The following is a 15871-nucleotide window of genomic DNA, read 5'->3' as shown; positions in this document are numbered from 1 at the left end:
TTATTCATCGCGCGACTCCTTGCTCATGGGCGTCTGTAGGTGTCAATTGTTTATCTCGCATCCATACAAGTGCATTATGCCAACGATCTACAGGTATTCGCTTCTTGCTTTCATGCCAGTTGCATAGTACTTCCTGGACTATTTGATCATCGGTTGGTGTGATTCCCTGATCCAGAAAATCATGCCAGGCGCTGAAGAGGGTTGCCAAAATTTCACATTGCTCCGTGGTAGCGGTTCGCAGTAGCTCCACTATGTCATGGATATGTTTTCTCTCGCTGGGAAAATACTGTTCAAAATATCCTTCATGGCCACCGTACTTTTCTCCTTTTCGGTATTCGATCCGTTTTCCGTTTTTCGTTATGATAAACCACTTGTTCTTTGTAAAGGTCATGTCCGTTGACCGTCTGGCTTTCGGATCATAGGGGCCGGCAGCTTGGCGAAGATGGTGATGTTCCAGGGCTTCACTCAAACCGAGCATTTTTTCACAGAGAAAAACGATCTTTTCGTGCTTAACGGAGCCAAAGGTGGGCTCCATGTGTAGTTTGGAGGTAATCTCCGCCGCCAAAACCGCTCGTTTGAAGGCGGGTTGCACGACTTTTTCCTTGTGAGATGTGGCCTTGGTTGCTGCATTGCTTGGCGCAGTGGTTTTTGAAGAAATTCCTTCCAGTATCCCAAACAGTGAGTCCATTGATTCCCGCAAGGCCTTCGAGCTTTTCTGCCAATCGATAATGGTCTGTTTCAAGCTGACGGTTTCCCTGCTTTCCTGACCATTGCTGTTATTCGTCCTCACATAAAGCGGGATGCTGAGGTTGCTGACTTTCTCCCGAATCTCGTCATTGCTGACCACCCGGGCAAAGCCGTCCTCGTCACCGAATGCCTGGTGGGCGGCGACAATGCGCTGGATATGATCGTCAGTCAGGGAGCTCTGCGCCCGCTCGCGGGTCACCTCGTTCACGGCGTTGATGAAAAGCACCTTATTCCTGCGTTCCTTGGGCTTGTTCATCCGGCAGATGACGACGCAGGCTTCCATGGGCGAGTTGTAAAAGAGGTTGGGACCGAGGCCCAGCACACACTCGATCACGTCGTGGGCTACCAGCTTCCCACGCATGGCCAGTTCTTCATTGCGGAAGAGGACGCCATGCGGAAACAGGATGGCGCAGCGGCCGCTCTTGGCCTTCATGCTCTTGATGATGTGCTGCCAGAAGGCATAGTCGGCGCGGCCCTGGGGCGGGGTGCCGTAGATGTTTCGGCCCCACGGATCGGCGGACCAGGCATCACGATCCCACTGCTTGATGGAGTACGGCGGATTGGCCAGGACCACATCGAACTGCATGAGTCGGTCGCCTTCGACAAAGGCGGGGTTGGCCAGGGTGTCACCCCGGACGATGCGGAAGTCCTCGATGCCGTGCAGGAACAGGTTCATCCGGCCGATGGCCGAGGTGAGCAGGTTGCGCTCCTGGCCGAACAGCCGCAGGTTCCGCCACTCCTTGTTCTGCCGCTTCAGATGGGCGACGGCGGAGAGCAGCATGCCCGCTGACCCGCAGGTGGGGTCATAGATCGACTCACCCGGTTTGGGTTCGAGCATCTCGGTCATCAGGTGGACCACGGTGCGGTTGGTATAGAACTCCGCAGCGGTATGGCCGGAATCGTCGGCGAATTTCTTGATCAGAAACTCGTAGCCCACGCCCAGCTCATCCTCCGGGCAGTTGGAGAGTGAAAGCGTCTGCGAGCTGAAATGCTCGATCAACTCGCGCAGCATGCGGTCCGGCAGGCGGTCCTTGTTGGTCAACTGGGCGTCACCGAAGACACCGTACAGAGTGTCGGGATTGGCCGTCTCAATGGCCCGCAGGGCGTCCTGGATGGCCTTGCCCACGTTCTTGACCTTGGTTCGGGTGGCTTTCCAGTTAGCGTCTTCCGGGATCTGGAAGCGGTGCTGCTCGGGAAGCGCGGCGTATTCCTGATCGCCGCCGGATTCCTCCAGCGCACCGGTCAGCTCCTCGTCGTACACATCGCACAAGCGTTTGTAGAACAGTAGCGGGAAGATGAACTGCTTGTAGTCCCCGGCGTCGATGTAGCCGCGCAGCAAGGTGGCCGCGCCCCAAAGGTAGGATTCAAGTTGGGATTGAGAAATGTGTTTATTCTTCTTCATCGCACTACCACTTCCCATTCAGAGATGTCCGTTGGAATATCGACGCCATCTAGGGAGTCCCAGTCGTAATCGCCGGTTGCCTGCATGTAGACGTCATCGGCGGCCGCCATGGCCGAGTGATAAGAGCCGAGTAGGTCATCCTTGAACCAAAGCCCCCAACGGCCGTTGGCTTGCGGTTTGATGAGGAAGCGGCCGATGGGTGATCTGTACTGATGGACTTTCACAGCAGACCCTCCCGGATTAGCAGCGCCTTCAACCGATCCTCGGCCGCATATGCCGCCTGCAGCGATTCCTTGAGGTTGGTGATGGCCTGATCGATGGTCATGGATTCTTCCTCGATCACCGGCTCTACGTAGCGGGGGATGTTCAGGTTGAAATCGTTCTCGCGGATCTCGTCGAGCGTGACCACCCGGCCGATCCCTTCCACATCCTGATAGCCCTCGTACCAGCGATGGATGTTGTCCACGTGTTCCGGCAGCAGCTCGTTCTGGGAGCGGCCGGTCTTGAACTCCTTGGAGGCGTCGATGAACAGCACCTTCTGGCGGTGCGCCTTGGGCTTGCTGTCGCGGAAGACCAGGACGCAGGGCGCGAGACCGGTGCCGTAGAAAATGTTCTGGCCGAGGCCGATCACCGCTTCGAGGATGTCCATCTCCAGCAGCTTTCGGCGGATCTCGCCTTCCTTGGACATGCGGAACAGCACGCCATGGGGAAGTACCACGGCCATGCGGCCGGTCTTGCGGGCCATGGATTTGATCATGTGCTGGACCCAGGCGAAGTCGCCGGACTTGGCTGGCGGCAGCCCGGCAAAGTTGCGGCCGTAGGGGTCGTTGATCCAGACGTCATCTCCCCACTTTTCCAGGGAAAAGGGAGGATTGGCGATGACGCAGTCAAAGTTGGCGAGGCTGTCGCCTGAATAAAAGGCGGGCAAGCGCAGGGTGTCGCCGCGTTCGATATGGAAATCTTCCGCGCCGTGGAGAAAGAGGTTCATCCGGGCGATGGAGGATGTGGTCAGGTTCTTTTCCTGGCCGTAGAGCTTGCCCAGCATGAGGTTCTCGTCGCCGCCATGCTCTTTGACATGATGTAGCGCCTCAAGGAGCATGCCGCCGGTCCCGCAGGCCGGGTCATAGATGGTTTCCCCGGCTTTAGGCGCAAGGATGCGAACCATCAGCGCGACCACGGAGCGAGGGGTATAGAATTCACCGGCTTTCTTGTTGGTCAGGTCGGCAAATTTCTTGATCAGGTATTCGTATGCCTGGCCGAGAATGTCCGCCTTGCAGTGCTCATTGCCCAGGTTGAGCGACGAGAAGTGTTCGATCAGGTCCTTGAGCAGCGCGTCCGAAAGGCGGTCTTTATTGGTCCACTGGGCATCGCCGAAGATGCCGTGCAGGGTGTCCGGGTTGGCCTGCTCGATACAGCGCATGGCCTTCTGGAGCGCATGGCCGATATTGGCGCTTTTGGCCCGGACATCCTTCCAGTGGCAGCCCTCCGGAACCTGGAAACGGTGGTTCTCGGGGAACTGGGCAAATTCCACGTCGCCGTCGGACTCTTCCAGTGCCACGGCATACTCCTCGTCATAAACGTCGGAGAGCCGCTTGAAGAACAGCAGCGGGAAGATGTAGGTCTTGAAATCGGCCGCGTCGACAGGACCACGCAGGATATTGGCCGCCTCCCAGAGATGCCCGGAGAGCGTCCCGATATCCAGATCGACTGAATTGTTATTTCCGTTCTTCCTGCTCATTCAGCTTGATCCTGTCTGCTCTTGTCCGCCGCGCCGCCAGCCTTCACCCACTCGTCAACCTCGTCTTTCTTGAACTTCCAAAGACGGCCCATGCGATGAGCTGGCATGCCATGATTGTTGATCCACTTGTACACTGTATCGTTACTGACACCGAGGTACTTGCATATCTCGGTAATTGATAACCAGCGATCTTCTATCTCTTTCATTTTCATGTACCACGGGCGTTTTGTTTGCTTTTCACGTTCGCCAAGGGAGAGACGCGAGAAACTGGACGCTTCTTTATCAGATTGAAATTTTGATTAATATACAAAAAGCTTATATACTAAGTCAAACGATCTTTGCCGATCTTAGCCGATTATCTTCTGTCACGACTGATGACATACGCTGAAGGCGAGCAAAGTACTGCAGATTATTGTTATGCTGGTCATCTCGTGTCATTTGAAATGGCACACTTAAGATCTTGAACTGTTTACAGTTTGTAGCTCATGATATATTGTGAAATAACCTGAAAATCGTAAATAACCGAGAAGTGCAATGGGTGGTACGATCTGGTTCTAGCAGGAGGGAGTTGTGACTTTTGGGATGATAAGTATAATTGTTGGAGTGATTCTCTTGGTCTTACTTAAGATCCTTTTTAAGGATGAAGAAAGATCTCCGCTTAAAGGATTCCATGGAATCGAGCATGATGAGGTATTTAAAGAAGACTTAGACTATGACCCAAGCTGGACAGTTCTTTCTTCAAATACTCATCATTCCGATGATGATTGATACAACACTTCGGTAATCCATCTTTCCATGTGAAGATGGGTTACTTTTTCTCAAACACACTGCCTTTCCAAAAATCTTTATCGTTTGTTGGCGGGGTAGAAGCTGTGTCGCCATGAATGATTCTGCCTGATGGTAATACAATTCCACCCTCATGTTTTTCTGGCTGCACTAAGTTACCTTCATAGTAAAACGATTGGTTTCGGTACAGATCATGGGTTGGCCTAGGCGGGGTACCATGATTTAAGCCGGCGACATCTTTCGCCAGTTCTCCCGCTGTTGTGTGGATACCACCACTACCAGATTCTTCTGTGCGATTTCTGCTACGAATATCTTGGGCTGGATCAGTGACGGAAGCTGCATTGGGGGTGTCCATTGGAATGTCTGATTGTGGCTTTGTGAGAGCGCCATCTTTGATTCCATAAGTTTTTGATCCGGCAACGCTTGCTGCCATTCCAATGTCATGCTTAAAACCTTGGTCTTGGACTCGATCTCTTGTGCCGGCGATGGTATTGCCCACTGTATTTGCGCTGCTTCCCCAACCATAGCCATTGCCACTGACAAAGCCGGAAACAATGGCATTCATATTATCCACGCCCTGACTTCCCTGTTGGGTCAGGAAGTGATTGAAGTCGCTAATGGTTCGCCGAATGTTTTCCGGTGATTCACTTCCATAGCGCTCAGTGGCGTAATTCCTGATGAGGGCTGTGGTGAGATCTGCTCCGTATGACTCAGTTGAGCTTTGCATTTCCCTTGCATCGCTCAGATATGAATAGGCTTCAGTAGCTCCAACCTGTTTTGCGAGCTTTGTCATATAATCGAGGCTTTTGGAATCCTGTAATGTTTGCTGGAGAGATTCTGAACGTACTTTTGCTGCTGTGTTTTCAAATGCTTTGGCCGTTTCTTCGGACACGTTGAAGCTGACCTTTTCATTGTTCTGACCAACCACTGTGAGCTGACCACCAGCGCTAAAAATCTTCCTAAAACCTGCTCCTACAGTACTGGAAAATTGCGTCCTTATATTTTCCTCCATAGTATTGACAAAACTAGACTTATCGTTGATTGCTCTTTGCCAATTCTCACGCATTGCATTATCGAGCCTGCTTGTAAAACCATGGGCTTCACTGCTGGTCAGGCTGGCCCTTTTTGCCGCATCCATAGCCAGTTGCCAGTTCTGACTTTTACCGAGACTGTTTGACGCAGCGACAATCTGTTGCTGTTGGGCCATGGCTCCAACGGTCACAGGATTCAGTCCATTGACAGCTGCGTGGGTGGTGTGGTGAGTTCCAGAACTGTCGACCGAGTAAGCGGCTCGACCCTCTGCCATGGTGTCGAGGGCGACACCGTTGCCATCTGCACCGGTGGTAGTGATAGTGGTGGAGCCATCCGAATTGACGGTTTCAGATTTTGTTCTGGTGGTGTTGCCGTCCGGACCGGTTGAGACTTCGACAGGGCCTGAGCCGGTACCCGCACTCACCCTTGCCGAAGCCATCATTGTGGCCATTTCACTATCTGATGTTCCCGGGGGAATCTGCCCAGATTCCTGCAGGGAATTTTTCGCGTTCACGGCAGCGGTATATCCACCAACCGAGCGGTGGGTGCTCCAGGCCTGTGCCGCTGCCATGTTTGAAAAACGGTGCTCCGGCATACCGGCGAGTAGCCCAGCCGCACGCACCTGTTGGTTCATGGCTGCCGACGTTCCTTCCGGGGTGAGCAGCTGGCCGGCCTGCGCTCCTGCAGACTGCACGATTCTACTGAGGTTGCCGGCAAGCATAGCTAGGGCATGACCGCCGAAGCGGATAAGCATCATTGAGAAAAAACTTGCCAGCATGATACCCGCTGAGCGAATTACGCCAAACATTGACAGCAATTTGATGGAGATGGTTGGAAATGCAGCCATGGCATAGACACCAAGGTTGGATTGGCGCATGTCCTCAAAGGCGTAGGATGCATAATCCATGGCAGCTCCATGGATAACGGCATCGGTAATCCCCCAGGTGGTGAGAAAGACGAAAAAGCCGAACATCACCGACAACGCCTTGCCGACAACAGGGGTAAAGAGGAAGAGGACCAGAAATGGAATAACACCGATGGCAATGGCGGTCATGACTGCCCGGATGATTGGGATCCACTCGTTCATGGTGAGGCCGATGCCCAGGCCAGTGGAGGTGATCTTGCGGTTGCTCTCCATGAGCATGGATGTTTCGTAGTCATCCTGGAAATAAAAGTTGTAGAGGATTTCGGCGATCTGGCGTTGCTGGATGATCTTTTCCGGAGTCGTTGCGGTACCTGTGGTGAAATTCAGGGTACTGGTGAGCAGTGTTTTACAGGTGTTCAGTTCAACAGCATTGGCTGGATCAAAATATGCTTTGCTGCAGACCTTCTTTATGGCCTCATCGTAATTGGTGGGATTGGCGTAAATGGGCTGCAAGCTGTTCCAGGCAGCCGTGCAGGTGACATTGGTCCCTTCCGGGTGAACGGCATCATAATAGACGGTATAGACGGCTGGATTGACCGCTGCACCCAGGTCGCCCAGAAAGTCCGAGGTGTTGTTGCGCAGATCATCGAGTGAAAGTGTGGAGCCTGGACGTAATAACTCAAAGGTCACGCAATCCTTCACATAGCGGATCATGCTGGTTCTGGCATAGTTGTTCTTGGGAGCTGATCCCTTGACCGACTCCAGAGCCTTGAAACCAATGCCACCAGCGGTCGCGCTAAACTGGGCGTCGGGAGCGGCGGCTGTATCGATGATATCGACCATCCCTCTTTCGATCTTGTTGAGAAAGCCGGCGGTGAATACGACCGCATCCGGAACCTGCCCGATGGTCTGGAACCTGTTCAATACCGGGTCATAGACTGTGATATTGCCTTTGGGTACAAAGAGAGCCAGATAGAGGGCCGCGCCGAACACCACCGGAACAGCCCACACCAAGGGAATGACCTTCGCTCCGGTGGCGGCACGTGCCAGCCAGGCGCTGACCCCGGCGATAAGGCCAAGCACCATGATGACAAAGAGCAAGCCCTGGTACCCAGAATCGCTGAAAATGAGGGCTATCTTGGTGAAGGCCTGGGTTATGGGGTTGAATCCGCCGTAGGTATAGTATTCCATGTCCAGGGCAAAGACCGGTCCCGCCGAAAGCAGGAACAGGCAGATAGCCGCTGATGTGATAATGGGGAGTCTGATTCTCTTCATAGGCCTGTTACATCTGCAGTCTCGCCGCGACGTCTTTCCCATAACGCCGAGTAATCTCGGCGGTTATCTGGTGCTCGACCTTCTGCATATGTTCGAGGTAATCCATAATCGTCGACATTTCTTTTGCCGAGGCGACATAGCTGGCCCGGGCGGCATCCTGGAGCCGCCTGATTCGCGTCTGCATAAGTGATATATTCTGGTCGGCATGTTCGGCAAAGACGACAGCCGCACAATTTTCCGATGGTTGGCCGGTGGCGGCCTCTGCCTGTTTTTCGAGCATTTCTCTTGCCTTCCAGGCGATGGTCTCGGCTCGTACATACAGATCCGACAACATTTGCAGGGCGTAGGCATTGGCGGTGATATCGGCAAGCCCGGCTACGGCTGCCTCTTTCATGCCTGACCCCACTGCGGTTTTGAGGATGGGTAGGGCTGAAAGGGGGCTTGCGGCGAGAAATGTCTCTTCAGCCCCGCTGAGCACACCTTTGTTCTCGATTTTATCAGCAATCGAGGTCAGAATATTCTGGACGTATTGGCGTAAGTCACGGTTGGTGTCGGTAATTTGGCTGCAGGTACCACCAGCGTTTTTTGCGAACACCTCACCACTGGTAAATGCCTTGATATCGTCCGGGTTGTTCTCCGAGCATGGTGGTTCATAGGAAATCTTGTAGGCATTGGCCGAGCCCTCGAGGTTGACGTCGCCAACCAGGCCGCGAATAAGATTGGTGTAATCGGAAGGCAGGCTGATCTTGCTGCCGACATTGTCGAGAAGGGATCCACCCGAGAGAAAAGTCGCTGTTATGTCACTGTTGCAGCCACTGGTTACCCTTGAGACATCTGCAGGTTGCGGAACGTTGTTGTTGGCTTGATCCTCAGTGGTAATGATGTCCCACATCTCGGATACACCCTGGCTCAGCTTGTTTTCCTTTATGGAGGTGCCGAGCTTTTCCTTCATCACCTCACTGGAGTGGAAACCGTTTTCATCCATGACCACTCCGACCAGCTCCTTTGCCGCCGCGCATTCATCGAGCTGCATCGAGTTGAGCTTATCGGAGATTGCCTCAAAGTTTTTGATGGTATTAGCGCATTGTTCGCACAGTGTTTTCAGGCCAAGGTCAAAGGCCACTGCGGCCGCACCGGAGAGAATCCCCTGGAGCTTATCCACCAGGTAGTCGGTATTCATGAAGGAGAAACCGCCCATGAACACATCGATCCCACCGCAACCGCTCTTGATGCGCGGTGGTTCGATCGTTATCGGATAAGAAACACTGTTTGGCCAGCGGGCGTTGAAACTGCCTCCGGAGTAGTAACCTCGTTGTTGTCCGGAGAGGTAATTGGGGGAAGTGGTGGTTTTTTGATCAAGCCAGTCGTCAACCCAGGCGGATGACGCAACGAAGGGATGCAGTAAAAGCGATATTGTCAAAGCTAATGCGAGGAGGGCTACTCTGCGTTTTTCCATGGCTGTTTTCCTTTATCCAGGATTGATGCGGGATCGAACGCTGAACCTTTTTGAAAGTCGTACATCAGGAAGGTGTCTCCCCGAGTGTTTCCCTGCAGGAGGCGGATAGCCCGGTAGAGTTTTCTTTCCAGCTCTGACATTGCGATGACGCCGCTCGCTACGGTCATGTAGTTATCCTGTCCTTTTTTGATAAGGAGCAGGGTTGGGGTAATGGTGATGTTGAATCGTGATGCGCTGTTGATATTCCTGCTGATATCCACTGTCTTGATCTGCCAGCCGTATTTGTCGACGAAATACTCAAGTATCCCTGCCTGCTTTTCACAAAAACTGCAGCCGGGACTGACGAAAAACAGCAAGGCATGATCGTTGCCGGCGCGATTGATTGTCTGGGATATTTCATCCTGCTGCATGCTGACTCTGGCGGTGACTCCTGGTCCCGTCGTCGGATACACATGATTGACATTGAACAGTTCACCATATTTCTGGGTGACGTACATGGTAGCATTGGTGTAGGCGAGGGCTTTGCGTCGGGCTATATCCTGCATGGTTAGGTATTCCAGAATGTTTTGCTCGGATGGGGTTTGAACCGCTTTTTTCTGCAGAACATTCAGGAGCTCTTGAAAATCGTCCGGGTACATATTCCACAGCTCTTCAATAGAATATGAATCGAGATTTGAAGCTATATTTGGCTTATTTACGGATAAATCCGGTGGCCTTTTCGTTTCCTCGTGTTCTGTTGACGGATTTTCGTACCAGAACCAGCCATGCTTGGTGTCGTTGTAAAATCTGTTCTGCTGTTCGGGCATCGTTTCGAGACCCGCAGCTATTGTGTTGCCAGCCATGATCGACAAACACACTGACCATAGCAGGAGAAAATCACCAAATCGGCAAAGCTTTATAGAGAATGTCGTCCGCATCGACAAAACCGAAGTATTTGGAATCAAAACTGCGTGGATTTGATCCGACCATGAAGTATTTGTTCTCTGGTACCGGTCCGGAAAACTCAAAAAGCGGCAGAGAATTGCCTTTGCTGTCTGTTTGTAGCGCGACTCCCAGCAGCCGTTGGTTACAGAGGTAGCTTCGCTTGAGAACGGTTGAAAGAAGGTCTCCTGGGCTGCAGCCGACCTTTTTGATCATGCGGTCATTATCCGGATCCAACCCTTTCTGGACAAAGCTTGTACCCTCATGTCTGAACACCAGGTAATCCCCAATCTTGATCTCGTGGTTTGGCCTGGTGAGGAAAAATATCCGATGCTCCAGCGATGGGCTGGTGGAAACAATGATCCGCTCTGGCAGCCAGGCTCCTACCAGAAGCGAAGCCAGAACGACAACAGCCAGGGTCTTTTCCCGGCTGTTCAGCCTGAAATTTTTCGTTTTGGTCTTTGCCTCTTGCTGTTGGTAACTCTTATTTGATTTGGATCTCGTTTCCATTTCTCAGCACCACATCTTTCAAAACGATGACATGATTCGGGTGGCTCGTAGCCTCACTGTTTAGAATCTGTTCAACGGTATCAAGCTTCATTGTCCACTGCTGTTCGGTTAGTTCACCGGCTGCCAGGAGTGCCTTTTGGGTGCGCAGATATCCCTTCAAATCCAGGATCTTGATCTTTTGGGCAAACATCCTGTCATAACCAATCACCGTGGCAGCAGAAAGTATCAGGGCAAGAATGATCACCTCGAGATAGCCGGGGCCGGTATGTGTCTGTTTCTCAGGTTGTCTACTGGTCTCTTCGCTCACAGTGTGCCCCGTATTTTCTTGATCAGATTGGTCATGCTGGTGCTTCCCACTTCCCGGTTAATTCGTTCCAGGAGAAAATCGAGCCCGACATCCCCCTGGATCATGAAAGCGTTGCCGCCATGTTCATAGACAACGGCCGGTACCTTGGTGATGCCGTACCTGGTGAACAGGGATGGTTGTAAATGGATTGGTACTTTATACCGCTCGCAAGGTTTTTCCGTTCGAGGGCAATCCAGCTCTTTTTTCAAAATCCTACTGAAATACGATTGACCTTTATGAACCCTCGCAACAGTCATTCCTTCGACCATACCGCGCATTACCAGTGAAACATTGGGGTCAGCGGCTTTATCAATGGTTGCGATATAGGAATGAACCGTCTCGTCCGGCACCGAGCTGGAGATGAAGAGAAAAATTTTTTCACCAGCTGCCAGGCTTCCCTGCGGTTTCGCCTGTTCCGCTTCCGTCTGTTGGATCTTTCGTTTCCATGGAGCGGTATATTGACCAAAGACTTCATCTTCCAAGCGCCGCTGCTCACATTGGACACGTTCCTGAAACTCAGGGGAGTGGAAGAACCGCGAAGTTTCCTCTGCCGCTTTCAACCCCGCTTCACCGTATTTGTTGACCGGCAGGGTCATCTTTTCCGCATCAGCTCTTGCCTTTTTCATGAGCAAAGACACATCGCTTTCGTTCAAATCCTGGGCATGGCTTGGCCAGGGAAATGAGCAGAGGATGAAGCTTGCAAAAATCAGTTGTCGCAGCAGGTACAGCATCGTTGCTTCCTGTAAACAACCCAGAGAAATTCATCGTTTGAGCCTTTCGCCCCATGGTAGGGGATGTTGAGGCCGGAGTCGTAAAATTTAGCTGCTTTCCCTACGGGATAGGCTGGAGAACGGTCGTCCGGTCTGACAACATGCATCTTGTAATGACTCTTGATTTACACAGGCGTATAGTCGCATCCGCACAGGTTATCCGCAGGATCGCAGATCATGAAAAGCCGGTTGAGTTTATAGAGCAGTCGTGAGGCGACCGCGTTGTTGGCCTGGACGATATTGTCGTTGTCCACATGGCCGGTCATCGGGTAGGCGGAGCCGCTGCTGCCGATACACCAGGGCATAAAGTCGAGGGGGTAGCCAAGGTTGACCGCAGTTGCATCGGCCATACAGGCCATTTGCATGGTCTTGTTAGCGTAGAGTGCCGCTTCAGGCGTGATGACGGCGGACAGTTCGTCATTCTGCCACATGGAGTCGTACTCGCTCCACCACATGCCGTAGTCTTTATGTTTGCAAAATCCATACATCATCGGGAAGAGATAGGCGTGCCCCTGGGCAAAGGTCGATTCATTGGCTATATCCACTGAATCGGAACTTTTGTTCTTTCCGCCAAGTTCATCTATGAGTGATGATCCTGTTTGTTTCCCCAGGTAAGCGGAATAGTTGGCCATGGAAACGGTGCCTTCCACCAGGAAAGGCTCCCAGTATTCCCATATTTCCCCTTCTTCATAGTAAATAGGTGGCGGTCTCGGGCAGATGCAAATGCCCTCGAATCTCAGCTCGATTTCTTCCCAATGGACGTCAGAGGCTATATTGAAAGCATCACCGGACTTTGCAGCCCATGCAGGTATTGGGATCGAGAACAATAAAAAGAAGAGGAAAATGGATTTATCTAGCCGCATCGTTTTCCTCTTCTGGTACGTGAAATTCACGTACCTGCAGCATAGTGTCTTTTTGCAGGATAAGAGATGGTGCCGCTGCCAGCTGCAACCTCTCTGCAATCTCGTCCGTCAGATAAAACACCGAACGTTTGAGCTGCTCGATCGCTTTATAGGCATAGCCGCCAGCGAGTAGAAGGCGAACCCGGCGATCGTTGGCATAAGGTGTTTGCCAGAACCACTTGATCTGAGAGGGATCATCCCAGTCAATAACCAGCAACCCGCCTGGGAACGAGACATAATCGAGGGGGTTGAAGGTGAACCCCCTGGGGTAGATGATCTTTCCATTGCCGTCGACCAAGTCGTGGTCAAGGGTATAGGTTGTATCGACTAGAAATGTCCTGTCTTCTGTTGCCCGGGGTAGATGGTGAAGATCCTCGGGTTGATATGTCTTTACTCGTTCCAGGAATTCATCTTCCTCAATATGGTTTTGTTCTGCCCGTTGTTGCAGCTCCGCTGCTATATCCGGTTCCACCACCTGATACACGTCGCCAATCACGCCAAGATTTGTGACCACACCAAAGGCAGGGCAGGCACCGAAAACGACAAAAATGGTTGGGAAAAGAAAAGAGATTTTACAGTTCACCCTGCCGCCTCAGATTAACCATTTCCTGGATTGCTTCATGGTAGGTTTTGCCATGAGTAACCATTTGCTCGATCCTTGCTATTTCACTGGCTTTGGAAGTGTAGATGAAATAGGCATAATCGTTGACCACAAGCCGGGCCACGCCTACCCCAAACGGGGTGTCAAAGAAAAGTTCTGAATATTTGGGTGGATTGGATTTGACGCTTTTCAAAAGCTTGAGGGTGAAGTTGTCATAGTCGATCAACCCTTTCTTTTGGGCCTGGTCAAAGTCGGACGATTCCAGGTAGATCTTGAATGCCGAATTGGAGTTGATGACGTTGCCGACTTCCCCGAAATTTTCCAGGTCGAGCAGGGATTGGGTGATGACCATGAAACTGCCGTTGTATTTCCGAGCCCGGCGGTAGCCCTCGTTGATGACCGGGGCGATCATGGCACCCTTGTCGAGAAACTGCCAGGCCTCGTCAAAGATGATGAGTCGCGGCCGGGAGCGGTCGGAAAGATAGAGATCCTGGGTAACGCCATTGATGATCAGAAGGGTCACGACCCGATACAGGTCCGGTTGAACCTTCAGGTTCTCCAGCTCAAGTACCACAAATTCATCTCGACGGATGTCAAAGGTGCTTGGCCCGACGAAGAATTTACCGTGAAAGCCGTGGCTGGTGAATTCACGGATATTGAAGGCCATTTTTCTGGCAACTTCGATAAGCTTGCTGTTGTCGGCCATTTCATCCAGATCCGATCCCGGCGCATTGGGGAACTTCATAAGAAATTCATAGACGGTGTCAGCGTCAGCCTCCTGCCCCTTTTGTTGCCAGGCCCAGCGCACCGCGTTGCGGATCAGGTTCACTTCAGTGTCGTTGCATTTCTCCCGATCAGAGTTGGAATAGGCCATCTGCGCAAAGACTGCGGCGACACTTTTCAGCTCTTCGTCGGGCTCCCGTATATGGGTAAAGGGATTGAGACAGACATCTATGTTGGGACCAAAATCGAGGTACTTGGCACCAAGCATATTGGCGATTTTTTTGTATGAGCCGCCGATGTCGATGATTCGTACCAGGGCACCGCACGCATAGTAGTTGAAAGCAATGAAGTTGACCTGGAACGATTTGCCTGATCCTGAGGTGGCACAGCAAAAGACGTTCTGGTTGGTGGCGTGGGGATCAAAAAAATCAAGAGACACCAGCTGTCCCTTTCTGCCGGTGAAAATCAGCTTTGGCTCGCCTCCGGAACCTGCAAAATCACCTTGAACAGGGAGAAGCGGGGTAATCGATGGCACAGGGGCGATAAAGTCCCGCTCCAGGTTTTCAATGTTTTTGCCGGTGGTATAGAGGCCGAACGGAAGCGAGGAGAGGAACAGGATTTTGAGGATCATGTTGTCCTGCTGCATTACATAGCCGTTATTTTCCCACAAGCGCCTTACCCTGGTGCAGGAATCCTTGGCCTGTTCGAGGTCGTCACTCCATACCCAGAATATGGGTAATATCTTAACGAACTTTTCCCCCCGTTCGAGGTCGTCGGTCGCGGCCAGATACTCCTCCTGTTTGCGCCGAAGAGTTGGGGAGAGAGAGCCAACGGCCTGCTGGTTGAGGGTCAGATTGCATTTGGCATGGAGTTTCATCTCCAGTCCTGCCTCAAAAACGATATTAAAACCATATAGGAAATCGGTCTTTATCTGGTCGGCATCGGATATAACTCCCCATATCCCACCAAAGAGTGAATTGGTTTGCAGTGGGTCGATATTGATCGGGATCACTTTCGGTGTTGTGCAGCAGAAATAGTGCTTTCCGATCTGCATGTGACCTGACTCTTCACGGATTACAGTTTCGCTGTTGATGATCTGCTTGCGGATGGGAATGGTTGGATTGTAAGTTTGAAAGTTCTGTTCCGGATACTCCTTAGGATAGTTGTTGAAAAGCCTGCGGCTCCATTCCAGCAATGCTTCTGGGTGCATATGGCGAGGGGAGATGAGTGCAGCCTTCAGGGTTTCATGTATTTGACGTTTGATATCAAGCAGAGGAGCGCTTTTCTCTTTCCTGGTAAAATCTTCAGACGTTTTTAGCTCCTGAGAGTCGGCAGGCATCTTGACTGCAACAAACAGCCTGAAGTTGCGAACCGGGATGTTGGAGCAGGCTTTCAGGCCCTGCTTACCCTCCACAAGGAAAGACACTACGGCGTTAGTATTGGTACTGACAATGGTCTCGGATCTCGTTCGATTATCCTGGTAGCGTGCAAGGATCGGTTCTATATGGGAATCTGCATGAAAGAGAAGCTGGATAACACTATCTTTTGGCAAACCTGCACGAAACAAGCCTTCGAGCGCGGTTATAGTCTTTGGACCCGCATAGATCACCGGGGAGCACTCCCACAGAAATCCAATGCTTCCATCCTGGTTCAGGTATATTTCCAGCTCTGGGTCGTATGCCAGGTAATTGAGATAGGAAGAGAACGGCGATCGGCTGGTCATCCTGGCCAGGTCACTATGTTTCAAATACTCCCTTGGGCCAAGGAGAGCCCGCTGCAGGAACCCGGAAAGCATAG

The 15871-nt window shown here is 52.0% G+C and carries 13 protein-coding genes and 1 pseudogene; 1 reads left to right on the top strand and 13 read right to left on the bottom strand.

Annotated elements, in window-relative coordinates; all coding sequences use genetic code 11:
* Positions 1-4: 4 nt before the first annotated feature.
* Genes JWJ90_RS15675 through JWJ90_RS15660 form a run of 4 tightly spaced genes read right to left on the bottom strand, consistent with a single transcriptional unit; the run spans position 5 to position 4093 of the window.
* On the bottom strand, positions 5-2149 hold the full coding sequence (locus tag JWJ90_RS15675) for a type I restriction-modification system subunit M (protein ID WP_205228169.1): 2145 nt from the start codon (positions 2147-2149) through the stop codon (positions 5-7).
* Positions 2146-2373 (bottom strand): hypothetical protein, encoded by a 228-nt coding sequence (locus JWJ90_RS15670; protein ID WP_205228168.1) that lies wholly within the window; start codon positions 2371-2373, stop codon positions 2146-2148. Before JWJ90_RS15670 ends, JWJ90_RS15675 begins: the two co-directional genes overlap by 4 nt.
* Positions 2370-3887 (bottom strand): type I restriction-modification system subunit M, encoded by a 1518-nt coding sequence (locus JWJ90_RS15665; protein WP_205228167.1) that lies wholly within the window; start codon positions 3885-3887, stop codon positions 2370-2372. Before JWJ90_RS15665 ends, JWJ90_RS15670 begins: the two co-directional genes overlap by 4 nt.
* Complete coding sequence (locus tag JWJ90_RS15660) at positions 3884-4093, bottom strand: helix-turn-helix domain-containing protein (RefSeq protein WP_205228166.1); 210 nt, start codon at positions 4091-4093, stop codon at positions 3884-3886. The genes JWJ90_RS15665 and JWJ90_RS15660 overlap by 4 nt, the downstream gene beginning before the upstream one ends.
* 364 nt (positions 4094-4457) lie before the next feature.
* Here JWJ90_RS15660 and JWJ90_RS15655 point away from each other — a divergent pair, with 364 nt between their 5' ends.
* The gene (locus JWJ90_RS15655; protein WP_205228165.1) at positions 4458-4655 is read left to right on the top strand and encodes a hypothetical protein; all 198 of its coding nucleotides are present in this window, start codon (positions 4458-4460) and stop codon (positions 4653-4655) included.
* Positions 4656-4695: 40 nt separating this feature from the next.
* Here JWJ90_RS15655 and JWJ90_RS15650 read toward each other — a convergent pair whose 3' ends face one another.
* From JWJ90_RS15650 to JWJ90_RS15605, 9 genes and pseudogenes are all read right to left on the bottom strand, one after another.
* Positions 4696-7845: a conjugal transfer protein TraG N-terminal domain-containing protein gene (locus tag JWJ90_RS15650; RefSeq protein WP_205228164.1), complete on the bottom strand. Its 3150-nt coding sequence runs from the start codon at positions 7843-7845 to the stop codon at positions 4696-4698.
* 7 nt (positions 7846-7852) lie between these two features.
* Positions 7853-9301, bottom strand: coding sequence for a conjugal transfer protein TraH (locus tag JWJ90_RS15645; RefSeq protein ID WP_205228163.1), 1449 nt, complete (start codon positions 9299-9301; stop codon positions 7853-7855).
* Entirely contained in the window at positions 9283-10245 is a 963-nt protein-coding gene (locus JWJ90_RS15640; RefSeq protein ID WP_205228162.1) for a conjugal transfer protein TraF, read from the bottom strand. Before JWJ90_RS15640 ends, JWJ90_RS15645 begins: the two co-directional genes overlap by 19 nt.
* The gene (locus JWJ90_RS15635) at positions 10178-10732 is read right to left on the bottom strand and encodes a S26 family signal peptidase (RefSeq protein WP_205228161.1); all 555 of its coding nucleotides are present in this window, start codon (positions 10730-10732) and stop codon (positions 10178-10180) included. The genes JWJ90_RS15640 and JWJ90_RS15635 overlap by 68 nt, the downstream gene beginning before the upstream one ends.
* Positions 10707-11039 (bottom strand): hypothetical protein, encoded by a 333-nt coding sequence (locus JWJ90_RS15630; protein ID WP_205228160.1) that lies wholly within the window; start codon positions 11037-11039, stop codon positions 10707-10709. Before JWJ90_RS15630 ends, JWJ90_RS15635 begins: the two co-directional genes overlap by 26 nt.
* Positions 11036-11809 (bottom strand): TrbC family F-type conjugative pilus assembly protein, encoded by a 774-nt coding sequence (locus JWJ90_RS15625; protein ID WP_205228159.1) that lies wholly within the window; start codon positions 11807-11809, stop codon positions 11036-11038. The genes JWJ90_RS15630 and JWJ90_RS15625 overlap by 4 nt, the downstream gene beginning before the upstream one ends.
* A pseudogene (locus JWJ90_RS15615) lies at positions 11785-12711 on the bottom strand (TraU family protein). Before JWJ90_RS15615 ends, JWJ90_RS15625 begins: the two are co-directional and overlap by 25 nt.
* Complete coding sequence (locus tag JWJ90_RS15610) at positions 12698-13333, bottom strand: hypothetical protein (RefSeq protein ID WP_205228156.1); 636 nt, start codon at positions 13331-13333, stop codon at positions 12698-12700. The pseudogene JWJ90_RS15615 and the gene JWJ90_RS15610 overlap by 14 nt, the downstream one beginning before the upstream one ends.
* Positions 13323-15869, bottom strand: a complete 2547-nt coding sequence (locus JWJ90_RS15605; protein WP_205228155.1) for a TraC family protein — start codon at positions 15867-15869, stop codon at positions 13323-13325. The genes JWJ90_RS15610 and JWJ90_RS15605 overlap by 11 nt, the downstream gene beginning before the upstream one ends.
* Between the last annotated feature and the right edge of the window lie 2 nt (positions 15870-15871).

It is taken from the genome of Desulfobulbus rhabdoformis (assembly GCF_016919065.1).
Lineage (GTDB): Bacteria > Desulfobacterota > Desulfobulbia > Desulfobulbales > Desulfobulbaceae > Desulfobulbus > Desulfobulbus rhabdoformis.
Note: the sequence above shows the minus strand (reverse complement) of the source record. Positions and strands in the feature narration are given on the sequence as shown.